Genomic DNA, 20,051 nt, shown 5'->3' with positions numbered 1-20,051 from the left:
GGCGCGTCGCATCACAATCCCTTCGCCGCCTGCGCGACCGCGCGGAACAATGCGCGGCCCTTGTTCATGGTTTCGGCCCATTCCATTTCGGGATCCGAGTCGTAGACGATGCCGGCACCGGCCTGCACGTAGAGGCGGCCGTCCTGAATCACCGCAGTGCGGATCGCGATCGCGGTGTCGGCGTCGCCGTGCCAGCCGATGTAGCCGACCGCGCCCGAATAGACGTTGCGCTTGACCGGCTCGAGGCTGCGGATGATCTCCAGCGCGCGCACTTTCGGCGCGCCGCTGACGGTGCCCGCGGGGAACGTCGCGCGCAGCACGTCGGCGTAGCTCAATCCGTCCTTCAGGCGGCCGGTGACTTCGCTGACGATGTGCATGACGTGGCTGTAGCGTTCGATGACGAAGCGCTCGCCGACCTCGACCGTGCCCGCGCTCGAGACGTGGCCGACATCGTTGCGGCCCAAGTCGATCAGCATCAGATGCTCGGCGCGCTCTTTGGGATCGGCCAGCAGTTCGGCCTCGAGCGCCTGATCCTGCGCCGGCGTCTCGCCGCGCGGACGCGTGCCGGCGATCGGGCGCACGGTGACTTCGCCGTCCTTCAATCGCACAAGGATTTCCGGCGACGAACCCACGACCTGGGTGCCGCCGACATCGAGGAAATACATGTACGGCGACGGATTCAGCGCGCGCAGCGCGCGATAGACGTCGACCGGGCGCGCCTGGAACGGCACCGACATGCGTTGCGACAGCACGACCTGGAAGGCGTCGCCGGCGGCAATGAATTCCTTGGTCTTCGCGACGGCTTCGATGAAGCCCTCGCGGGTGAAGCCGGACACGAAATCGGATTCGTCGAGCGCAGCCGGCTGCAGCGTTTCCGGATACCCGGCGCCGCCCTGACGCAGGCGATGCGTCAGCGCATCGAGACGGCGGTTCGCGCGCAGCCAGGCCTGCGGTTCACGCGTGTCGGCGTGGACCACGAGATACAAGCGGCCTTTGAGGTTGTCGAACACCGCGACCTCGGTGCTCAGCATCAGCAGGATGTCGGGCGTACCGAGCTCGTCGCGCACGTCTGCACGCTGACCGCTGCGCAGACGCGGTTCGATGTACTCGATGCATTCGAAGCCGAACCAGCCGACCAGACCGCCGGTGAAACCCGGCAAGCCTTCGATCTGCGGCACCGAATGCGCGGTGCGCAGACGCTCGACTTCGGCGAACGGATCCTCGACCTCGCGCGTCTCGATGACCTGGCCGTGCTCGCGGACCGTCAGCGTGTGGCCGTGGAACGCGTACACGCGTTCTGCGGGCAGACCAATGATCGAATAGCGGCCGAAGCGTTCGCCACCTTCCACCGATTCGAACAGATAGGTGTGCGGGCCGTCAGCGAGCTTGAGATAGACCGAGAGCGGTGTATCGAGGTCGCTCAGGACCTCGCGGACCACCGGAACGTGGGTGTGGCCTTCAGCGGCGTAGTGCTGGAACTCGGTGTGCGTGATCACGCGGCATTTCCTGGACAGTCGGACGAACGGGGGCGATGGAGGCAGTACGCCACCATCGCCAGCCGGCGTCGGGCAAACGGAAATGCGGGAGGGCAGACGCGTGCATGGCGGCTACTGTAGCGGCTCGGCCACGAACGCGCGACAGCCTCAGACGGTCGGGTGCGGCGACGCCACAAGCAGCGGGCAGTCCTTCGGCAGGTGCAACCGCAGGCGTCCGGGCTGGCAGGTGATCGCGAACCGCCGCGCGCTCGCGGGCTCGCCATCGAGGTTGAGCACCAGTGGGGTGTCGGATTCGACCACCAGTTCTCTCAGCTGCGTGCGCACGGCCACCTGATCGAGCGCGGCGACCTTGCCTTCGGTCAGTGCGGTGCGCAGCGTATTGACCAGTTCGCCCTCGAGCTCCGGGACGATGGTGACGTCGATCAGGCCATCGTCGATGCAGGCATCGGGACACAAGGCCTGCCCGCCACCGGCCTGACGGCCGTTGCCGATGCCCAGTGCGATGAAATCGCCAGCCCAAGCGAAATCCGGCCCGGTGATCCGCGCCTGCAGCGGCTCGATGCGGCCGAGACGCGACAGGCCGGTGATGAAGTACGCGAGTCCGCCGAGTACTTTCTTCAGCCCGGCATGCGTCTCCACGGTGACCTGCGTACCGAAGCCGCCGGAGCCGAGATTCGCGCACCAGTGCACGCCTTCGTCGGTTTCGATGCGCAGCACGTCGATCGGCACGGCCGGCCGGTCGAGTGCCAGGGTCAGCGCCTCTTCCGGGAGGTCTGGAAGTTCGGCAGCGGTCGCGAAGTCGTTCGCGGTGCCCAGCGGCAGCAGCGCCAGCGACGGCAACGCGTCCGCATCGGCGGACTGCGCAGCCAACACCGAGACCACGGCATTGAGCGTGCCATCGCCACCCGCGGCGACGATCGTATCGACCGACTCGTCCAGCGCCTCGGCGGCATAGCGCTCGGCATCGCCGGCCTCCCACGTCACCCGCACGTCGATGTGGACGCCCCGCGCGCGGAGTGCGGCGACCGCGGTGCGCACGGCCTCGTCGCCCGCGGATTTGCCATTGAGGATCAGGCGCCAAAGCGGTGCGGGCATGCGGGCTGTCGTGCGGGTGATGGCGGTGGCGCGGAGCGTAGCGGATGCCCGGCGCATCGCCGTTAACCGGCCCTCACGCGTGTCATCAGCCGGTCACCGTCAGCCGGGAGCATCGGAGGCCATATCAGGGACGACGGGCGGAGGCAGGACAGCCTCCAGTGCAGCAAGGCACTTCCGCGCGGCGGACGCGCCACAGGCCCTGCTCCCGCGACTGTGCGGGAGCGGGGAGCGCCGACCGCAACGCGGACGGTGGGGTGAGGCCGGACGAGGCCAGGATTTCCTGCCCACCAATCCATCGTGCGGAAGCGCACGCCCACAGATTGCGCCTCAGACCAGCGGTTGATCCGCCACCAAAACGCCGTCCGCATCCGCGGCCAGCCAGGCGCCGGGCCGGATCGTCACGCCGCCAAACGTGACCGGCACATCGCGCACACCCTGGCCGCGCTTCTCGGTCTTCAGCGGCACCGTGCCCAGCGCCTTGACGCCCAGATCGAGCTGACCGATCGCGACGCTGTCGCGGATCGCGCCATGCACCACCACACCGGCCCAGCCGTTGGCGACCGCTTGCTCGGCCAGCACGTCGCCGAACATCGAACGGCGCGTCGAACCGCCGCCGTTGATCACCAGCACGCGGCCCGCGCCGGGCTCCGCCACCGCCTCACGCACGCGCGAGTTGTCTTCCAGCGCGAGCACGGTGCTGACGATGCCTGCGAACCCGATGCATCCACCGAAATCGCGCAGCGGCAGATCGAGCACGCGCACCGCATCCGGGTGCGCGTCGCAAAGGTCGCAGGTGACGATATCCGCGCTCACGCGCGCAGCGAAGTCGCGCGGGTGATTTCGGCGCGCATCGCGTCGACCACGGCGCGGTAGTCGGGCTTGCCGAAGATCGCCGAGCCGGCGACGAAGGTGTCGGCGCCTGCCGCGGCGATCTCGCCGATGTTGTCGGGCTTGACGCCGCCATCGATCTCGAGCCGGATCGGCTTGCCGATCGCGTCGATGCGCGCGCGCACCTGGCGCAGCTTGTCGAGCGTCGAAGGGATGAACGCCTGGCCGCCGAAGCCGGGATTGACCGACATCAGCAGCACCATGTCGAGATCCTCGAGCACGTAGTCCAGCACTTCGATCGGCGTCGCCGGATTGAGCACCAGACCGGCCTGGCAGCCCTCGGCCTTGATCAGCTGGATCGTGCGGTGCACGTGGCGGCTGGCTTCGGGATGGAAGCTGATCAGCGACGCGCCGGCCTTCGCGAAGTCGGGCACGATGCGGTCGACCGGCTCGACCATCAGGTGCACGTCGATCGGTGCGGTCACGCCGTGCTTGCGCAGCGCCTCGCAGATCATCGGGCCGATCGTCAGGTTCGGTACGTAATGGTTGTCCATGACATCGAAGTGCACCCAGTCGGTGCCGGCGGCGAGCACGTTGTCGACCTCCTCGCCGAGGCGGGCGAAATTCGCGGACAGGATCGATGGCGCGATGACGGCGGGCTGCATGTGCAATTCCAGGTCGTGAAGTGGGCGTGGCCTGACGGCCGCAGGGCGACATTCTAAGGGGCGGCGAACCCATCGACCTGCCGGAGCGCGCAGCCTGCGCACGCGGCCGCCTGAATTGAGCGAGCGCATTCATTCATTTTTTTGATGCGTGCATGCATCCCGATTCACGCTCGCCTGCGTATCACTCTCGCGCGGCCACTTCCCCCGGTGACCGTGCCCCGCACCGTGTCGACAGAGTTCGGCCGGCAAAAACAAGAATGGAGAGCTACCCCATGAAAATGATCCACGCCGCATCCGCCAGCATCGCGCTGCTCGCCGCCAGCACCGGCGCCGCATTTGCCCAGTCCACCGACGACACCTGGACCGGCGGCTACGTCGGTCTGTACGGCGGCGTCGTGGACAGCCCCGAAGACAACAGCGACGACCGCTTCGTCTTCGACACCAATCTCGATCGCGTGTACGGCGACACCGTGCGCACCGGCGCTGGCGCTGACGCGTTCTCGCCCGGGTTCTGCAATGGCGCAGGCCAGGGTGCAACCCCAGCCGCCGGCTGCTCCGAGAACAAGGGCGGCGCCGACTATGGCGTGCGTGGCGGTTACGACTGGCAGATGGGCAGCTGGGTGTTCGGCGTCGTCGGCGAATACGGCGCGAATGACGTCCGTGATGCCGTGACTGCTTTCAGCACCACGCCGGCCTACTACACGATGTTCCGCAAGGTCGATCGCGTGGCCGCCCTGCGTCTGCGTTCGGGTTATGCGTTCGGCGCCGACTCGGCGAACCTGGTCTACCTGACTGGCGGTATGGCGCACGCCAAGATCGACAACGAGTTCACCACCAGCAATGGCGCCAACTCGTTCACCACCAACGGCGACACCTCCGGCTTCGGCTGGCAGGCCGGCGTAGGCTATGAGCGCAAGCTCGGCGAGAACGTCTCGGTCGGTCTGGAATACCTGTTCACGAGCCTGGAAGCCGACGACCAGCGCGTGCGCACGGGTCCGGGCACCGCGCCTGCGACCAATCCCTTCCTGATCGTCAACCCGGCGGGTACCGATATGCGCCGCAGCGACAAGGACTTCGACTACGGCGCCGCGCGCGCCACGGTCAGCTGGCGCTTCTGATCCATCGCGCCTGATTGATTGCCACACGAAGAAGCCGGCGCAAGCCGGCTTCTTTTTTTGTGTGCTGCGATCGCGCGACACTGCGATCGGCGATGAACGCGCAAACGCGTCAGCGGCGGGTCTTGCGGCCGTCGCGGCCGCGACGCAGACGGTCGTAGGCGGCGTTGAGCTCGGCGGCGCGCGCCTCGGCCTGGGCGCGCAGTTCCGGCGCAGCGCCAGCGACACGGTCCGGGTGGTACTGCGAGATCAGCTTGCGGTAGGCCTGATCGATCTCTTCGCGCGTCGCTTCCGGCCCGAGTCCGAACACTTGATGGTCCTTGTAACGACGCGGCGCGAGCCAGCCGGCGTCGAAGGCATGGCCGATGACGGCGCCGATCACGCCGCCGGCCGGGTGGCGCAGCAGCAGCCATCCGGCGATGAAGCCCAGCAGTTTTCCGTACCAGCGTTGCATGGTCGACAGTGTAGCCGGCCGCGCTGTCTTCGACTGTCGTAGGGGCGTGCGCGGCTCACTGCAACACGCTGCGGTTCGCACTACACTTGCCGGCCGCTTGCGATCCACCCGGAATGTCAACCGTGTCGACGACCCTGCTCGAAGCGAACCTCCCCGGCCTCCACCTGCGTCACCGCGGCAAGGTCCGCGACGTATTCGACCTCGGCGACGAGCGTTTGCTGATCGTCGCGACCGACCGCCTGAGCGCGTTCGACGTGGTGCTGCCCGATCCGATTCCCGGCAAGGGCGAGATGCTCTGCCAGATCAGCAATTTCTGGTTCGAACAGACCGCCGCGTTGATGCCCAATCACCTGACCGGCATCGACGTCGCCAGCGTGCTGCCCGAGGGCGTCGACCCTGCGCTGTATGCCAAGCGCGCCGTGGTGACCAGAAAGCTCAAGCCGGTGCCGGTCGAGGCGATCGCACGCGGCTATCTGATCGGCAGCGGCTGGAAGGACTACCAGCGCACCGGTCGCGTCAGCGGCATTGCCCTGCCCGACGGCCTGCGCCAGGCCGAACGCCTGCCCCAGCCGATCTTCACCCCGTCGACCAAGGCCGCCGTCGGCGACCACGACGAGAACATCGATTTCGACACGATGGTCCGCATCATCGGCGCCGATCTCGCCGAGCAGGTGCGCGAGGCCACACTGCGTCTGTACACGTTCGCCGCCGCCTATGCCGCCGAGCGCGGCATCATCCTGGCCGACACCAAGTTCGAGTTCGGCACCGATGCCGACGGTCGCCTCTACGTCATGGACGAGGTACTGACCCCGGATTCGTCACGCTACTGGCCGGCCGACGCGTACGAAGTGGGCACCAGCCCGCCGAGCTACGACAAGCAGATCGTCCGCGACTATCTGGAAACCACGGACTGGGACAAGACCGCGCCCGGCCCGACGCTGCCGGCCGAAGTCATCGAGCGCACCCGCGCGCGCTATGCCGAGGCGCTGCAGAAGCTGGCGGACATCTCCGTCGACTGAGCCCGCTCCGGCGGGCTCCATTGCAGGTCCGCTCGAAGGCTGTCATTTCTCTTGGACAGACTGCCCATGCAGATCGAATCGGTGTCGCCCGTTTTCACGGTGGACGATCTGGCCGCCTCGCTGGATTTCTACGTGCGGACACTCGGCTTCGATCTGGCCTGGTCCTGGGGCGAACCCCCGCACATCGCCTCGGTCTGCCGCGACGGTGTCGAGATCATGCTCACCCAGCGCGCCGACTCCAGCACACCGGGCGCCGCACAGATCTATCTGAGCGTGTCGGATATCGACGCGTGGTATGACGCATTGACGTGCGCGGGGGTGGAGGTGCGTGTTCCGATCGGCGACCGCCCCTACGGCATGCGCGATTTCAGGATCGTCGACCCCAGCGGCAACGCACTGAGCTTCGGACAGCCGATCGCAGGCGTACCCTAGTCACCGACACGACCGGATAGACCCTCGGGAGGGGCGGATGGACATGGACGCAGCTCAAGACGGCACACAGCGGCGCGCGATCGACCGCTGGTTCGCCAGCTACTCGGCCGATCACCGCAGCGACACCAACCAGTGGATCCACGTGTTCGCGGTCCCGGCGATCCTGTGGAGCGTGATCGCGTTGTTGTGGTGCATCCCCACCGGCACGCTCTTCAAGCCCGGCATCTGGGCGGGCCTGGCGATGTTCGGCGCCTGGCGTTTCTACCAGCGCGCGTCGCGTTCGCTCGGCTTCGGCATGCTCGCGGTGTTCCTGCTGCTGGGCGCGTTGACCTGGGCACTGCACCAGTGGCTCGGCACGCAACACCTGCTGTTCCTGGCGATCGCGGTGTTCGTGATCGCATGGATCGCCCAGTTCGTCGGTCACAAGATCGAAGGCCAGAAGCCCAGCTTCCTGACCGACCTGGTGTATCTGCTGATCGGCCCGGCCTGGGTGTTGTCGAAGCTGTATCGCAGGCTCGGCTGGCGCTACTGACGCGCGCGCACCAACCGTCGCGCCCGGACGACCTTGGCGGACGTGCGATGCTTGCGCGCCCACCCACCGGTGCCCGCCGTGTCGCCCCGCGATCTTGTCCTTGTCCTCGTGGTCTGTATCGCCTGGGCGCTGAACTTCCTCGTCTCGGCCAACGCGCTGCGCGAGATTCCCCCGTTTCTCTTCACAGCGGTGCGCTTCGCGATGCTGGCGCTGCCGCTGGTGTGGCTGCTGCGGCCGCCGGCGCCCGGGCAATGGCCGCGGCTGATCGCGGTGTGCCTGTGCATTGGCGTGCTGCATTTCGGCCTGAGCTTCCTGGCGCTGCGACTGTCGACCGACCTGTCGTCGCCGGCGATCGTCATGCAAAGCTACATCCCGATGACCGCGCTGCTGGCCTGGGCGGTGCTGGGCGAGCGCTTCGCCTGGCGCACGGGTCTGGCGATCGGCGTGAGCTTCTGCGGCGTGCTGGTGCTGGGCTTCGATCCGGTGGTGCTGGCCAATCCGGCCGCGCTGCTGACGATGCTGGCATCGGCTGCGATGCTCGCGATCGGCACGGTGCTGATGAAGCGCCTGCGCAATGTCGACATGTGGAACATGCAGGGCTGGACCGCGGTCTTCAGCGTGCTTCCGCTGTTGCTGCTGAGCGTGCTGTTCGAGCCGGGCGGCTTCGACCAGCTGGGCCAGGCCGGTTGGGCCGGCTGGGGCGGCGCGGTCTACGCGGCGTTCGTGTCCTCGCTGCTCGGCCACGGCCTGTACTACGTGCTGATGCAGCGCTATCCGGTCGCGATGGTCACGCCGTGGCTGCTGCTGGTACCGGTGATGGCAATCGGTCTGGGCGTCGCGTTCTGGGGCGACCGGCCAGGGCCGCGGTTGTGGATCGGTGGGGCGATGGTGCTCGGTGGTGTGCTGGTGGTTTCGCTACGTGCGCTGCAGAAGTCGCGCAAGCTGGTCGAGGAACCGATGGCGGGGCCGTGATCAGATCCGGACGCGCCAGCGCGCGTCAGTCGGCGCCGAACATCGCGGGTTCGGGTCGGAACGCCCGCGGCGCATAGCCGAACGCCGTCCGCGCAGGCGCGGCATCGAACACCAGATCCTCGCGCATGCGCGCCACGGCGCCCGGCGGCAGACCGTGCAGGCGACCGGCCCGATGCGCCACCCACAGCGCCGCATCGAACAACACGCCCGGCAGCACCAGCAGCCGCGGCGCGGGCTGCAGGCAGGCCAGCGTGCGCGCGACCATCGTGCGGTAGTCGAGGGTTTCCCCGCCCGGTAATGCGAAGGCCCGTCCATGTGCGGCGGGCGCGTCGACAGCCGCCTGCGCCGCCGTCGCGAGATCCTCGACATGCACCGGCTGGCGCCGACCGCGCGCATCGGCCGGCAGCACGAACACGCCGCTACGCCGCGCCAGCGCGACGATCAGGCTGAGGTTCCGGTCACGTCCACTCCCATAGACCAGCGTGGGCCGCAGCAGCGTCGCCGCCGCGCAACGCGCCTGTGCCGCGGCAAACACGCGCTCGCCGGACGTGCGCAAACGCATCGCGAGCTCGCGCTCACCGGCGTCCGCTGCCGCCTGCTTGGTCGCATCACTGGTCGACCCGAACGCGACGATGCGCGGGCAATCGATCGTCGCATTCGCATACCAGAGCGAAAACCGGTCCAGCGGACCGCAGCTGAAGATCGCATCGACCTGCCCCGGCAGGGTGGCGGGCGTCGCGTCGAACGCACCGACGTGCCAACGCACCCGGGACTGTTCGGGGCGCGCCGTTCGCGACAACGCATCGACTGCCCAGCCGGACCCGAGCAGCCGCGCCAGCAGCGCGGCGCCGATCGCACCGCTGGCACCGAAGACCAGTGCACGGCGCGCATGCGGGCGTGTAGGAGTAGAAGTCGACGTCATGGGACATAGCATATCGAGCCGCGAGCACGCGCCGTCGACAGGCATCGGTTAGACTGCTCGGCCCTTGCGTGACCCGCCGGCCGACTGGCCGACCTGCCTCCACAAGGAGCCCGATGCTCGAACTTCTCTTGGCCCTGCCCTTCGCGCTGGCGCTCGTTGTAGCGCTGTCTGCGAATGTGTCACGCCGTACTACTGCCTGGCTGGCCGGCCTCGTACCGTTGCTGGGTCTGGGCATCTTGGGCCTGTTGGCCGGCGACGTGTTCGACGGCACGATCCTGAAAACGCAGTACGCCTGGATCCCGGAAGCCGGGCTGGATTTCAGCCTGCGCCTGGATGGACTGGCGTGGACCTTCGCGACGATGGTGCTGGGCATCGGCGGACTGGTGGTGATCTACGGCCACTATTACTTGTCGGCCAAGGACAGTCCGCGCCGCTTCTTCACCTATCTGCTGCTCTTCATGGGCGCGATGCTGGGCATGGTGATTGCCGGCAACCTGCTGTTGCTGGCCGTGTTCTGGGAACTGACCTCGATCAGTTCATTCCTGCTGATCGGTTTCTGGTCGCACCGTCAGGACGCGCGCCAAGGCGCGCGCATGGCGCTGACGATCACCGGCATGGGCGGTCTGGCGCTGCTCGGCGGCGTGTTGCTGATCGGCCGCATTGTCGGCAGCTACGACCTCGACGTGGTGCTGGCCTCGGGCGATCTGATCCGCGGCAGCCATCTGTATCCGTGGGCGCTGGGTCTGGTGCTGCTGGGCATCTTCACCAAGAGCGCGCAGTTCCCGTTCCACTTCTGGCTGCCGCACGCGATGGCCGCGCCGACACCTGTCTCGGCGTATCTGCATTCCGCGACGATGGTGAAGGCCGGCGTATTCCTGCTGGCGCGGCTGCACCCGGCGCTGGCCGGCACCGACCTGTTCTTCTATGTGGTCAGCGGCGTCGGCGCGACCACGCTGCTGATCGGCGCGTGGTTCGCGATCTTCCAGCACGACCTCAAGGGCCTGCTGGCGTATTCGACGATTTCCCACCTGGGCCTGATCACGCTGCTGTTCGGCCTGTCGACCGACATGGCCGTGGTCGCGGCGCTGTTCCACATCCTCAACCACGCCACATTCAAGGCCTCGCTGTTCATGGCCGCGGGCATCATCGACCACGAGACCGGCACGCGCGACATGCGCCGGCTGGGCAATCTCAGACGCTACATGCCGATGACCAGCGCGCTGGCGATCGTCGCGTCGTTGGCGATGGCCGGCATTCCGTTACTCAACGGCTTCCTGTCGAAGGAAATGTTCTTTGCCGAAGCGCTGGAGATCGGTGGCCACGGCACGATGCGTCTGGTGATCAGCGTCGCGGCGTTGCTGGCGGGTATCTTCGGCATCGCCTACAGCCTGCGGTTCGTGCACGACACGTTCTTCGGCAAGGGCCCGCGCGCGCTCGACGTGGTGCCGCACGAGCCGCCGCGCTGGATGCGGATTCCGGTCGGCGTGCTGGCCATCCTGTGCGTGATCGTCGGCATGATTCCGGCGCTGACCATCGGCCCGGTGTTGCACACGATGGTGCGCGGCACGCTCGGCGACGCCGCGCCGGAGTTCAGCCTCGCGGTGTGGCACGGCTTCAACCTGCCGCTGATGATGAGCATCGCCAGCCTGGTATTCGGCGTGGCGCTGTACTTCGGCTTGCGCTGGCTGCTGGACTTCCACGCGGTGGTGTCGCGTTCGATCGGCCGCAACGTGTTCCACCTCAATATCGAAGCGCTGTTCGCGCTGGCCCGCCGCTTTACCGAGCGCGTGGCCAACGGCAGCCTGCAGCGCAGCCTGTTCGGCCTGCTGGTGGTGGGCCTGCTGGTGGCCGGCTGGCCGCTGGTGGGCAACCTCGGCGCGATGCTGACCCAGGCCGGCCCGCCGCAGTTGATGCCCATCGTGGGCTGGATCCTGTGGGCGCTGCTGGTATCGGCCACCATCGGCACGGTGATCGTCCACGGCAAACGTCTGACGGCGCTGATCGTCATCGGTGGCGTGGGTCTGGCAGTCAGTCTGGTCTTCGTCTATCTGTCGGCGCCGGACCTGGCACTGACCCAGTTGCTGGTCGAGATGGTGACGATCGCGCTGATGATGATGGCGCTGAACTATCTGCCCAAGCAGTCGAAAGTCTCGCGACGCCCGCTGCGCAAGCTGCGTGATGTCGGCATCTCGGTCATGGCTGGTGGCGGCCTCGCCTGCCTGGCCTACGCGATGATGCTGACGCCGGCCGACACGATCTCCAGCGAACTGCTGGTGCGTTCGCTGCCCGAGGCCTACGGCCGCAACGTGGTCAACGTGATCCTGGTCGACTTCCGCGGGTTCGATACGTTTGGCGAGATCACCGTGTTCGGTGTGGCCGCGCTGGTGGTCCATGCGCTGCTGCGCTGGGCGCGCCTGAAACCCGATGAAGTGATGCCTGGTCCGCCGGTGCAGCTGCCCATCGCGGCTGATCTCACCCAGCTGCTGTTCCCGCTGGTGCTGACGGTGTCGATCTACCTGTTCCTGCGTGGCCACAACGCACCGGGTGGCGGCTTCATCGCCGGTCTCGTATTCGCCGTGCCCGTGCTGGTGAAGTACGTGCTGCAGGGCGCGCGCGCGGTCGAGGCGACGTTCGGCTTCGATTACCTGCGCGGCATCGCGATCGGCCTGCTGCTCGCGGTGCTCGGCGGCGTCGGTTCGTGGTGGTTCGGCGTGCCGTTCCTGACCAGTGGTCACATCGATCTGGAGCTACCGCTGGTGGGCCTGCTGCCACTCGCCAGTGCGCTGGTCTTCGATACCGGTGTGTACGTGGTGGTGTTCGCCGGCACGTTGTTAATGCTGTCGACGATGGGCACGGTCCGCCATCGCAAGGTCGACGAGGGAGTGCGCTGATGGAATTCGCAATCGCAAGCGCCATCGGCGTGCTCGCCGCTTCGGGCGTCTACCTGCTGCTGCGCGCACGCACATTCGACGTGATCCTCGGACTGACGCTGCTCTCGTACGCGACCAACCTGCTGATCTTCTCGGCTGGCCGGCCGGTGGTGGGCAAGCCGCCGGTGCTGCGCGACGGCGTCACCCAGACCCTGGCCAATTACAGCGATCCGCTGCCGCAGGCGCTGGTGCTGACGGCGATCGTCATCGCGTTCGCGATGACGGCGATCGCGGTGGTGGTGGCGATGCGCGAACACGCGGACCTGCATACCGACCATGTCGATGGTCAGGAACCCGACGACCAGCGGGGGGATCCGCGATGAATCATCTGACGATCGCACCCGTGCTGATTCCGCTGGTCACTGGCGCACTGCTGCTGTTGCTCGAGCGCCGCCACCGCACGTCGATCCTGCGCCTGTGGGCCTGGGTCGGCATCGCTGCGTTGCTGGTGGCCAGCATCGCGCTGCTGCTGCAGGTCCAGCGCGAGGGCCTGGTGGTGTACCTGCTCGGCGATTGGCCGGCGCGCCTGGGTATTGCGCTGATGGTCGACCGACTGTCGGCCATGATGGTGCTGACGACCGCGCTGCTGGCCATCCCCACCCTGCTCTACGCCACCGCTGGCTGGGACAAGCGCGCGCTGCATTTCCATGCACTGTTCCAGATGCAGCTGGCCGGTCTCAACGGTGCATTCCTGACCGGCGATCTGTTCAATCTGTTCGTGTTCTTCGAGGTCATGCTGATCGCGTCCTACGGCCTGCTGCTAAGTGGCGGACGCGGCGCGCGCATCAAGGCCGGCATGCATTACGTGGTGTTCAACGTCGCCGCTTCGACCGTGTTCCTGCTGGCGCTGGGCCTGCTGTACGGGATGCTCGGCACGCTCAACATGGCCGAGATGGCGACGCGCATTGCCGCCGCGCCGCCCGAGCATGTGCTGCTGTTGCAGGCCGGCGCAGGCCTGCTGCTGCTGGTGTTCTGCGCCAAGGCGGCGCTGCTGCCGCTGTATCTGTGGCTGCCGGAAGCGTATGCGCGCGCGCCGGCCGCGGTCGCCGCGCTGTTTACGATCATGACCAAGGTCGGCCTGTACGCCGTGCTGCGCATCTACACGCTGATGTTCGGCGCCGATGCGGGACCGCTGGCGAACTACGCGTGGGACTGGCTGTTGCCACTGGGCGCGGCGACGATGGTGCTTGCCGCGCTGGGCGTGGTCGGCGCGCCGCGGTTGCGTATCGGCGTGGCCTATCTCGTGCTGCTGTCGGCGGGCACGCTGTTCGTGGCGTTCTCGCTGGGCAATGCCGGCGCGATCTCGGCAGGGCTGTACTACCTGCCGCACAGCGTCTTCGTCACGGCCGCGCTGTTCCTGCTGGCCGACATCATCCAGCGCCATCGCGGCAACACCGGTGACTTCCTGATCCCGATTGCCTCGATGCCCGGCAAGACCGTGCCGGCGATGCTGTTCCTGATCGCGGCGGTCTCGGCCAGCGGCCTGCCGCCGCTGTCGGGCTTCATCGGCAAGCTGCAACTGCTCAACTCGGTGCCCGAGGCGGTGATCGGCTGGATCTGGGCGGCCATCCTCGGCAGCAGCCTGATGGTGGTGATCGGCCTGTCGCGCAGCGGCACCCGCCTGTTCTGGCGCGTCGACCCGGTGCCCGAGGACGTCGAGACCCCGCCCATCCGTCGCAGCGAACTGGGCGCGGTCGTGCTGCTGCTCGGTTACGGCATCGTGCTGACGATCTTCGCCGGCCCGGTGCTGCGCTACACCGAGGCGGCCGCCAGCCAGTTGCTGCAGACCGGCGACTACATCCAGCACCTGCGCGACGCAACGCCCGTGCTCCGGGAGCCCTCACGATGAAACGTCGTCTGCTGCCCTCGATCCCGCAAAGCCTGACGGTCTTCCTGTTCTGGCTGCTGATGGCCGAAGACTACGGGCCCGGCAATGTCGTCATGGCCCTGCTGCTGGCCTGGCTGATGCCGCTGATCGCCGCGCGCCTGGAGCGCGAGTTCGCGCAGCTGGGCCGTCTGCGCGGTGGCTTCCGCCTGATCGGCCGCCTGCTGTGGGACATCCTGGTGGCCAACATCACCGTGGCCCTGCAGGTGCTCGGCCCCGAGTCGCGGCTCAACTCGCAGTTCGTGTGGATCCCGCTGGACCTGACCAACATCCACGGCATCTCCGCGCTGACCAGCGTGATCACGCTGACCCCGGGCACCGTGTCCGCCGAACTCTCGGAGGACCGCAAGCACCTGCTGGTGCACTGCCTGAGCACCGACGATCCGGCAGCACTCATCGCCGAGGTCAAGACGCGCTACGAAGCGCCGTTGCGGGAGATATTTCCATGATCGACATCGTCATCATCGTCGGCATGCACGCGGTGGGCCTAGCCATGCTGATGGCCCTGTGGCGACTGCTGCGCGGGCCCACGTCGCCCGATCGCATCCTTGCCCTCGATACGCTGTATGTCAGCGCCATCGCTCAGCTGATCCTGTTCGGCATGCTGCTCGACACCGAGGTCTACTTCGAGGCCGCGCTGATCATCGCGATGCTCGGCTTCGTCGGCACCGTGGTACTCAGCAAGTACGTCATCCGCCGGGACATCGTCGAATGAGCATCGTCTTCGAGGTGATCATCGTCTTCCTGCTGGTCGTCGGCTGCTTCTTCACCCTGCTCGGCGGCGTCGCCGTGGTGAAGCTCTCCGACTTCTTCCGCCGCGTGCACGGGCCGGCCAAGGCCAGCACGCTCGGCGTGGGCTGCATCCTGTTCGCGTCGATCATCTATCACGCGGTCAACGGCAGCGGCGTCCACCCGCGCGAACTGCTGATCACGGTGTTCCTGTTCCTGACCGCGCCGATCAGCGCGCACCTGATGTCGCGTGCAGCGCTGTCGCTGATGGACGACCGTCCTCCACATCCCGAGCGTACGCCGGATGCGGACGAGCGCATGGTCGACCGCGACGATCCGGCGCCGACCGAGGGCAAATGACCCGGGCCGCGATGCGGCCCGGGTCCTCTCGCATCAGCCGCAGCGTTCGACGTAGTCGACCTGCGGCGGCACACCAATCCGCCAGCCGGTGACCTTGCCGGCCGCGTCGGTCTCGAACACCAGCGCGGACGTGCCGCCCTCGGCATCGGTCACGCGCAGCGTGTGGGCGCCTGCTTCGTATTTGTGCGGGGAGGCTTCGACGCGTCCCGCATACAGGCGTTCGATCTCCGCGCGTTCCATGCCGACCTTGCCGCCGCCCGGCGCGGTGTAGCCATCGTTGCCGACATCGATGCGCGAGAAGCGGTCGCCTTCGATCATGAAACCGATGTCGAACGGCGCGGTACCCATCGGCGGCGGCGTCAGGAAATAGCAGCCACCCGGCTCCGACGGTGTCGCATCGCCGAGATCATTGCCCCAGGCCATGCGCACCTGTTCGGCATCGCTGCCGAACGCGGCAGGACCGAAGCCCTGGAACGTCACGACGCCGTCGACGACCTCGGGCCTGTTCGTACCCATGGCATTGGCCGGCGGCACGTGTGCCTCGGGCTGATCGCCGGCCTGCGGCTGCGGCGCGGACGCAGCGGACGTGGCCGGCGCGGACGCTGCAGGCGCTGCCGGATCGGCGGGCGGTGCGTCGCGTTGGCACGCGGCGAGTGCAAGGGACAGCACGGCGATGGCCGGCAGGGCGCGATTGAAATGCATGCGACAACTCCTTGGAAGATGACCGGCGCGAGACTAGCGCGGCCGCGTGAACACGACGTGGGCCGGGGGTGAAAGCGGGTGTCATAGGCGTTTCATCGTGACGGCCCATGCTGCACCCCTGCCGCAGGAAGTCGTCCGCCGTGCCCGCCCGCAAGACCGAACTCGCGCACCACGCGCTGGCTACCCACGGCGTTTCCCTGGATCTGCGACAGCGCCGTGCACTGATCCTGTGCGACGGACATCGCACCGCTGCCGAACTCACACGCATGCTGGGCGCGGACACGCCTGCCCTCCTGCAGCAGTTGCAGGCGCTCGGCTATCTGGACGCACTCGATGCAGTGGCATCGACGCCTGCACCCGTCCCTGCGGACGCTGTCGGCATGCCCGCATCGACGCAGCCCGCGACCACGCGCCGTCGCTCGCTGAGCGCGGCACGCATCTACGTGCAGGGCATGCTCGACCTGCAGCGCGCGCCGGCAGCGCTGGAACTGCGTATGCGTCTGGTCGCCAGCGCCGACGAAACCGCGACGATGGCGGCGATCCTCGATGCGATTACCGGTCTGCCTGCTTTCACCAGGCCCGGTTACGCGGCGCGCGTGCGCGAACGCGTGGCGGAAGTGCTGCCGGAACCGCACCTGCCGGCACTGGCCGCGCTGGTGCTCAAAGGCGAAGCCGACGCGGTGGCCTGACGCCACCGCGCATTGCTCAACCGCGCGGCGGCGCGAAATTACGCTGCAAGCCCGCCCAGCAATCCTGGTAGTCGCCCTGGCGGTGCACGGCGTCGAGCGCCTGCCGCGTCGGCCGGATCACTGCGCGCGTTTCGAACATGAAGGCCATCGTGCCGCTGATGACGTCGGGCTTCGACAGATCGGCCGCGCTGGCTTTCCCGAACGTCGCCGCGTCCGGACCGTGCCCGCTCATGCAGTTGTGCAGCGAGCACGCACCGGGCGAGAAGCCATCGGCCTTGGCGTCGTACTGGCCGTGCACCAGACCCATGAATTCGCTGGCGACATTGCGGTGGAACCACGGCGGACGGAACGTGTCCTGCGCCACCAGCCAGCGCGGCGGAAAGATCGCGAAATCCATGTTCGCCGTGCCGGGCGTATCGCTGGGCGAGGTGAGCACGGTGAAGATGCTCGGATCGGGATGGTCGAAGCTGATCGATCCGATCGCGTTGAAGCGGCGCAGATCGTATTTGTACGGCGCGTAATTGCCATGCCAGCCGACGACGTCGAGCGGCGAATGGTCGATCGGCGCCTGCCACAGATGGCCCTGGAACTTGGCGATCAGGGTGAAGTCGCCTTCGATGTCCTCGTAAGCGGCCACAGGCGCGAGGAAATCGCGCGGATTGGCCAAGCCGTTCGCGCCGATCGGGCCGAGATCGGGCAAGCGCAGCGCGTGGCCCTGGTTCTCGCAGACATAACCGCGGCTCGGACCATCGGGCAGTTCGACGCGGAAGCGCACGCCGCGCGGGATCACCGCGATCTCCTGCGGCTCGACCTCGAGCACACCGAATTCGGTCGCCAGCACCAGACGTCCCTGCTGCGGCACGATCAGCAATTCGCCGTCGGCGCTGTAGAAGAAGCGATCGGTCATCGACGCGTTCGCGGCGTAGACATGGATGCCCACACCTTCGTGCGCACCGGGTCCGCCGGTGCCGGCCATCGAGAACAGGCCGTCGACGAAATCGACCGGCGTCTCGGGGATCGGCAACGGACTCCAGCGCATCTGGTCCGGCGGCACCGGGCCACGATCGAATCCGTCATGGAAGCGCGGCTGCTGGAACGGCGAGAACGTGCCGTGCATCGCTGCGGGCCGGATGCGGTACAGCCAGCTGCGCCGGTTCTCGCCGCGCGGCGCGGTGAACGCGGTGCCCGAGAGCTGTTCGGCGTACAGGCCATGCGCCACGCGCTGCGGCGAATTCCTGCCGATCGGCAGCGTGCCGGGCTCGGCCTCGGTCGCGAATTCGTTGCCGAACCCGGACATGTAATCGCGTGGGCCGCGCACTTGCGTATGGCCCAACGGCAGCGCCGTCACCGTGTCGTCCGTCGATGCGTTCATGGCTTCACCCGAATGAAAGTTCCGCCGTGCATCCCCGCGTTCGGAGATGACGGCTGCAGACCCACCGCCTGCGCCCGCCCGCGTTCTATCGACGCGGGACCTGACGCGTCGTCGAACTCAGAGCACGCCGCGCTGCATCTGGTCGCGTTCGATGCTCTCGAACAACGCCTGGAAGTTGCCTTCGCCGAAGCCCTCGTTGCCCTTGCGCTGGATGATCTCGAAGAAGATCGGGCCGAACGCATTCTTGGTGAAGATCTGCAGCAGCTTGCGCTGCTTGGTCTCCGGATCGGCGTCGATCAGGATCTTGTTGCGCTGCAGGCGCGCGACGTCTTCGCCGTGGTTCGGAATGCGCTGGTCGATGACGTCGAAGTAGGTTTCCGGCGTATCGAGGAAGTCGATGCCCTTCTCACGCATCTGCTCGATCGACGCATAGATGTCGTCGGTGAAGCAGGCGATGTGCTGGATGCCCTCGCCCTTGTAGGCGTCGAGATACTCGTTGATCTGCGACTTCGGATCGTTCGACTCGTTGAGCGGAATGCGCACGACGCCGTCCGGCGCCGTCATCGCCTTCGACTTCAGCCCGGTCTTCGTGCCCTTGATGTCGAAGTAGCGGATCTCGCGGAAGTTGAACAGCTTCTCGTAATAATCCGACCACTTCTGCATGTTGCCGAAGTAGAGGTTGTGCGTGAGGTGGTCGATGAAGGTCAGGCCGAACCCGGTCGGGTTCTGATCCGCGCCGTCGATCGCGACGTAGTCGTCGTACATCGAACCCGACGCGCCGTAGCGGTCCACCAGATACAGCATGCAATCGCCGATGCCCTTGACCACAGGCGCGTCGACGGCCTTGCTCGACTCACGGTCACCGATCGCCTCGCCGCCATTGCCCAGCACCTTGCCGTAGACATCGCCGGCCGGCTGCTTGAAGCGGATCGCGAACCCGCAGGCGGACGGGCCATGCGCCTTGGCGAAATCTGCGGCGAAGGAATCCGGGTCTTCGTTGAGCAGGAAGTTCACCCCGCCCTGCCGGTACACGGTGATCGCCCGCGTCTTGTGCTTGAGCACCGCGGTGAAGCCCATGTTGCGGAAATAGGTGTGCATGAAATCCGCCTGGCCTGCAGGCGCGGCGAACTCGACGAACTCGAAGCCGTCGATGCCCATCGGGTTCTCGAACGTGGTCACTTCCATGCCGAGATTGGGTGCGGTGTGTGCGTGAGCGCTCATGGGATACTCCGTCGCGATGGGGCCGGCCGGGAACGGGCGGTTTCAGACCTTCCCTTATAGTTACGTATGCAACCTAATTGCAAGGCGCACCGCACCATGACCCAAGCCGCGGCCCCTCCTGCTGCCCTGTCCGACCCCGCTGACGCGCATGAGGGCCACGGACATCACCGCCTCGATCTCGAGCAGTTCCTGCCGTACCGGCTGAGCGTGCTGACCAACCGCATCAGTCGCGGATTGGCCGACATCTACAGCGAGCGCTTCGGGATCAGCGTGACCGAATGGCGGGTGATCGCGGTGCTGGGGCGCTACCCGGGCCTGTCGGCGAACGGCGTCGCCGAGCGCACGGCGATGGACAAGGTGGCGGTGAGCCGCGCAGTGGCTCGTCTGCTTGAGCGCGCGCTGATCGAGCGCGAGATGCACGACAGCGACCGTCGCCGCTCGGTGCTGGAACTCAGTGAGGCCGGTTATGCGGTCTACGACGTCGTCGTGCCACTGGCGCTGGAGTACCAGCGCAATGTTCTGGCGCCGCTGGACGAGACTGAGCGCGCGACCTTCGCCGCGATGATGGCCAAGCTCGAGGCACCGCTGAAGGACTGAGTCCGCGCGCTGCGCGCATTGCTCGACCCAAACGAC

22 protein-coding genes are annotated in these 20,051 nt (G+C 67.1%); 13 read left to right on the top strand and 9 right to left on the bottom strand.

Going from position 1 to position 20,051, the window contains the following annotated elements:
* Positions 1–11: 11 nt before the first annotated feature.
* The 4 genes from trpE to rpe all read right to left on the bottom strand — a co-directional run bounded on the left by trpE (position 12) and on the right by rpe (position 4,084).
* On the bottom strand, positions 12–1,496 hold the full coding sequence (gene trpE / locus ACZ9YD_RS16325) for an anthranilate synthase component I (protein ID WP_465076326.1): 1,485 nt from the start codon (positions 1,494–1,496) through the stop codon (positions 12–14).
* A 147-nt stretch (positions 1,497–1,643) separates the two neighbouring features.
* A complete protein-coding gene (gene yegS, locus ACZ9YD_RS16320) occupies positions 1,644–2,591 on the bottom strand; it encodes a lipid kinase YegS (RefSeq protein WP_465076325.1) in 948 nt (315 codons plus the stop codon).
* 327 nt (positions 2,592–2,918) lie between these two features.
* A complete protein-coding gene (gene rraA, locus ACZ9YD_RS16315) occupies positions 2,919–3,404 on the bottom strand; it encodes a ribonuclease E activity regulator RraA (protein ID WP_465076324.1) in 486 nt (161 codons plus the stop codon).
* Entirely contained in the window at positions 3,401–4,084 is a 684-nt protein-coding gene (gene rpe, locus ACZ9YD_RS16310; RefSeq protein WP_465076323.1) for a ribulose-phosphate 3-epimerase, read from the bottom strand. The genes rraA and rpe overlap by 4 nt, the downstream gene beginning before the upstream one ends.
* 272 nt (positions 4,085–4,356) lie before the next feature.
* Between rpe and ACZ9YD_RS16305 the strand changes: the two genes are divergently transcribed.
* Positions 4,357–5,202, top strand: a complete 846-nt coding sequence (locus ACZ9YD_RS16305; protein ID WP_465076322.1) for an outer membrane protein — start codon at positions 4,357–4,359, stop codon at positions 5,200–5,202.
* 109 nt (positions 5,203–5,311) lie between these two features.
* On the opposite strand, the gene ACZ9YD_RS16300 is transcribed toward ACZ9YD_RS16305, so the two are convergent.
* Positions 5,312–5,653, bottom strand: a complete 342-nt coding sequence (locus ACZ9YD_RS16300; protein ID WP_465076321.1) for a J domain-containing protein — start codon at positions 5,651–5,653, stop codon at positions 5,312–5,314.
* A gap of 122 nt (positions 5,654–5,775) precedes the next feature.
* Between ACZ9YD_RS16300 and ACZ9YD_RS16295 the strand changes: the two genes are divergently transcribed.
* The 4 genes from ACZ9YD_RS16295 to ACZ9YD_RS16280 all read left to right on the top strand — a co-directional run bounded on the left by ACZ9YD_RS16295 (position 5,776) and on the right by ACZ9YD_RS16280 (position 8,608).
* Positions 5,776–6,672, top strand: a complete 897-nt coding sequence (locus ACZ9YD_RS16295) for a phosphoribosylaminoimidazolesuccinocarboxamide synthase (protein ID WP_465076320.1) — start codon at positions 5,776–5,778, stop codon at positions 6,670–6,672.
* Positions 6,673–6,738: 66 nt separating this feature from the next.
* Positions 6,739–7,104 (top strand): bleomycin resistance protein, encoded by a 366-nt coding sequence (locus ACZ9YD_RS16290; protein WP_465076319.1) that lies wholly within the window; start codon positions 6,739–6,741, stop codon positions 7,102–7,104.
* Positions 7,105–7,147: 43 nt separating this feature from the next.
* The gene (locus ACZ9YD_RS16285) at positions 7,148–7,636 is read left to right on the top strand and encodes an Mpo1 family 2-hydroxy fatty acid dioxygenase (RefSeq protein WP_465076318.1); all 489 of its coding nucleotides are present in this window, start codon (positions 7,148–7,150) and stop codon (positions 7,634–7,636) included.
* Positions 7,637–7,714: 78 nt separating this feature from the next.
* Entirely contained in the window at positions 7,715–8,608 is an 894-nt protein-coding gene (locus ACZ9YD_RS16280; RefSeq protein WP_465076317.1) for a DMT family transporter, read from the top strand.
* A 25-nt stretch (positions 8,609–8,633) separates the two neighbouring features.
* Here the strand turns inward: ACZ9YD_RS16280 and ACZ9YD_RS16275 are convergent, their stop codons facing one another.
* The gene (locus tag ACZ9YD_RS16275) at positions 8,634–9,530 is read right to left on the bottom strand and encodes an NAD-dependent epimerase/dehydratase family protein (protein ID WP_465076316.1); all 897 of its coding nucleotides are present in this window, start codon (positions 9,528–9,530) and stop codon (positions 8,634–8,636) included.
* A 113-nt stretch (positions 9,531–9,643) separates the two neighbouring features.
* Between ACZ9YD_RS16275 and ACZ9YD_RS16270 the strand changes: the two genes are divergently transcribed.
* From ACZ9YD_RS16270 to ACZ9YD_RS16245, 6 genes are read left to right on the top strand one after another with little or no spacing between them, the layout of a single operon-like run.
* Entirely contained in the window at positions 9,644–12,421 is a 2,778-nt protein-coding gene (locus ACZ9YD_RS16270) for a monovalent cation/H+ antiporter subunit A (RefSeq protein ID WP_465076315.1), read from the top strand.
* Positions 12,421–12,783, top strand: a complete 363-nt coding sequence (locus tag ACZ9YD_RS16265; protein WP_465076314.1) for a Na+/H+ antiporter subunit C — start codon at positions 12,421–12,423, stop codon at positions 12,781–12,783. Before ACZ9YD_RS16270 ends, ACZ9YD_RS16265 begins: the two co-directional genes overlap by 1 nt.
* Positions 12,780–14,309 (top strand): monovalent cation/H+ antiporter subunit D, encoded by a 1,530-nt coding sequence (locus ACZ9YD_RS16260; RefSeq protein ID WP_465076313.1) that lies wholly within the window; start codon positions 12,780–12,782, stop codon positions 14,307–14,309. The genes ACZ9YD_RS16265 and ACZ9YD_RS16260 overlap by 4 nt, the downstream gene beginning before the upstream one ends.
* Positions 14,306–14,794 carry a Na+/H+ antiporter subunit E gene (locus tag ACZ9YD_RS16255; protein WP_465076311.1) on the top strand — a complete coding sequence of 163 codons (489 nt, stop codon included), beginning with the start codon at positions 14,306–14,308 and terminating at the stop codon, positions 14,792–14,794. The genes ACZ9YD_RS16260 and ACZ9YD_RS16255 overlap by 4 nt, the downstream gene beginning before the upstream one ends.
* Entirely contained in the window at positions 14,791–15,060 is a 270-nt protein-coding gene (locus ACZ9YD_RS16250; RefSeq protein WP_465076310.1) for a K+/H+ antiporter subunit F, read from the top strand. Before ACZ9YD_RS16255 ends, ACZ9YD_RS16250 begins: the two co-directional genes overlap by 4 nt.
* Positions 15,057–15,434 carry a Na+/H+ antiporter subunit G gene (locus ACZ9YD_RS16245; RefSeq protein ID WP_465076309.1) on the top strand — a complete coding sequence of 126 codons (378 nt, stop codon included), beginning with the start codon at positions 15,057–15,059 and terminating at the stop codon, positions 15,432–15,434. The genes ACZ9YD_RS16250 and ACZ9YD_RS16245 overlap by 4 nt, the downstream gene beginning before the upstream one ends.
* A 33-nt stretch (positions 15,435–15,467) precedes the next feature.
* Here ACZ9YD_RS16245 and ACZ9YD_RS16240 read toward each other — a convergent pair whose 3' ends face one another.
* Positions 15,468–16,136, bottom strand: coding sequence for a lectin (locus ACZ9YD_RS16240; protein ID WP_465076308.1), 669 nt, complete (start codon positions 16,134–16,136; stop codon positions 15,468–15,470).
* 140 nt (positions 16,137–16,276) lie between these two features.
* Here ACZ9YD_RS16240 and ACZ9YD_RS16235 point away from each other — a divergent pair, with 140 nt between their 5' ends.
* Entirely contained in the window at positions 16,277–16,825 is a 549-nt protein-coding gene (locus tag ACZ9YD_RS16235) for a hypothetical protein (protein WP_465076307.1), read from the top strand.
* A gap of 16 nt (positions 16,826–16,841) precedes the next feature.
* Here ACZ9YD_RS16235 and hmgA read toward each other — a convergent pair whose 3' ends face one another.
* Positions 16,842–18,122 (bottom strand): homogentisate 1,2-dioxygenase, encoded by a 1,281-nt coding sequence (hmgA, locus tag ACZ9YD_RS16230; RefSeq protein ID WP_465076434.1) that lies wholly within the window; start codon positions 18,120–18,122, stop codon positions 16,842–16,844.
* A gap of 192 nt (positions 18,123–18,314) precedes the next feature.
* Positions 18,315–19,382 carry a 4-hydroxyphenylpyruvate dioxygenase gene (hppD, locus tag ACZ9YD_RS16225; RefSeq protein ID WP_465076433.1) on the bottom strand — a complete coding sequence of 356 codons (1,068 nt, stop codon included), beginning with the start codon at positions 19,380–19,382 and terminating at the stop codon, positions 18,315–18,317.
* Between the two features lie 132 nt (positions 19,383–19,514).
* On the opposite strand from hppD, the gene ACZ9YD_RS16220 reads away from it, so the two are divergent.
* A complete protein-coding gene (locus ACZ9YD_RS16220) occupies positions 19,515–20,015 on the top strand; it encodes a MarR family winged helix-turn-helix transcriptional regulator (RefSeq protein ID WP_465076306.1) in 501 nt (166 codons plus the stop codon).
* The last annotated feature ends 36 nt before the right edge of the window (positions 20,016–20,051 follow it).

It is taken from the genome of Luteimonas sp. AC640a, from assembly GCF_979256585.1.
The sequence above is the reverse complement of the archived record's forward strand: the minus strand, read 5'-3'. Positions and strand labels throughout refer to the sequence as shown.

Excerpts from the sequence above, each read along its gene's own strand:
- yegS (WP_465076325.1), bottom strand. The coding sequence starts at position 2,591 with ATGCCCGCACCGCTTTGGCGCCTGATCCTCAATGGCAAATCCGCGGGC.
- rpe (WP_465076323.1), bottom strand. The coding sequence starts at position 4,084 with ATGCAGCCCGCCGTCATCGCGCCATCGATCCTGTCCGCGAATTTCGCC.
- ACZ9YD_RS16305 (WP_465076322.1), top strand. The coding sequence starts at position 4,357 with ATGAAAATGATCCACGCCGCATCCGCCAGCATCGCGCTGCTCGCCGCC.
- ACZ9YD_RS16300 (WP_465076321.1), bottom strand. The coding sequence starts at position 5,653 with ATGCAACGCTGGTACGGAAAACTGCTGGGCTTCATCGCCGGATGGCTG.
- ACZ9YD_RS16290 (WP_465076319.1), top strand. The coding sequence starts at position 6,739 with ATGCAGATCGAATCGGTGTCGCCCGTTTTCACGGTGGACGATCTGGCC.
- ACZ9YD_RS16285 (WP_465076318.1), top strand. The coding sequence starts at position 7,148 with ATGGACGCAGCTCAAGACGGCACACAGCGGCGCGCGATCGACCGCTGG.
- ACZ9YD_RS16275 (WP_465076316.1), bottom strand. The coding sequence starts at position 9,530 with ATGACGTCGACTTCTACTCCTACACGCCCGCATGCGCGCCGTGCACTG.
- ACZ9YD_RS16270 (WP_465076315.1), top strand. The coding sequence starts at position 9,644 with ATGCTCGAACTTCTCTTGGCCCTGCCCTTCGCGCTGGCGCTCGTTGTA.
- ACZ9YD_RS16265 (WP_465076314.1), top strand. The coding sequence starts at position 12,421 with ATGGAATTCGCAATCGCAAGCGCCATCGGCGTGCTCGCCGCTTCGGGC.
- ACZ9YD_RS16260 (WP_465076313.1), top strand. The coding sequence starts at position 12,780 with ATGAATCATCTGACGATCGCACCCGTGCTGATTCCGCTGGTCACTGGC.
- ACZ9YD_RS16255 (WP_465076311.1), top strand. The coding sequence starts at position 14,306 with ATGAAACGTCGTCTGCTGCCCTCGATCCCGCAAAGCCTGACGGTCTTC.
- ACZ9YD_RS16250 (WP_465076310.1), top strand. The coding sequence starts at position 14,791 with ATGATCGACATCGTCATCATCGTCGGCATGCACGCGGTGGGCCTAGCC.
- ACZ9YD_RS16245 (WP_465076309.1), top strand. The coding sequence starts at position 15,057 with ATGAGCATCGTCTTCGAGGTGATCATCGTCTTCCTGCTGGTCGTCGGC.
- ACZ9YD_RS16240 (WP_465076308.1), bottom strand. The coding sequence starts at position 16,136 with ATGCATTTCAATCGCGCCCTGCCGGCCATCGCCGTGCTGTCCCTTGCA.
- hmgA (WP_465076434.1), bottom strand. The coding sequence starts at position 18,122 with ATGTCCGGGTTCGGCAACGAATTCGCGACCGAGGCCGAGCCCGGCACG.
- hppD (WP_465076433.1), bottom strand. The coding sequence starts at position 19,382 with ATGGAAGTGACCACGTTCGAGAACCCGATGGGCATCGACGGCTTCGAG.
- ACZ9YD_RS16220 (WP_465076306.1), top strand. The coding sequence starts at position 19,515 with ATGACCCAAGCCGCGGCCCCTCCTGCTGCCCTGTCCGACCCCGCTGAC.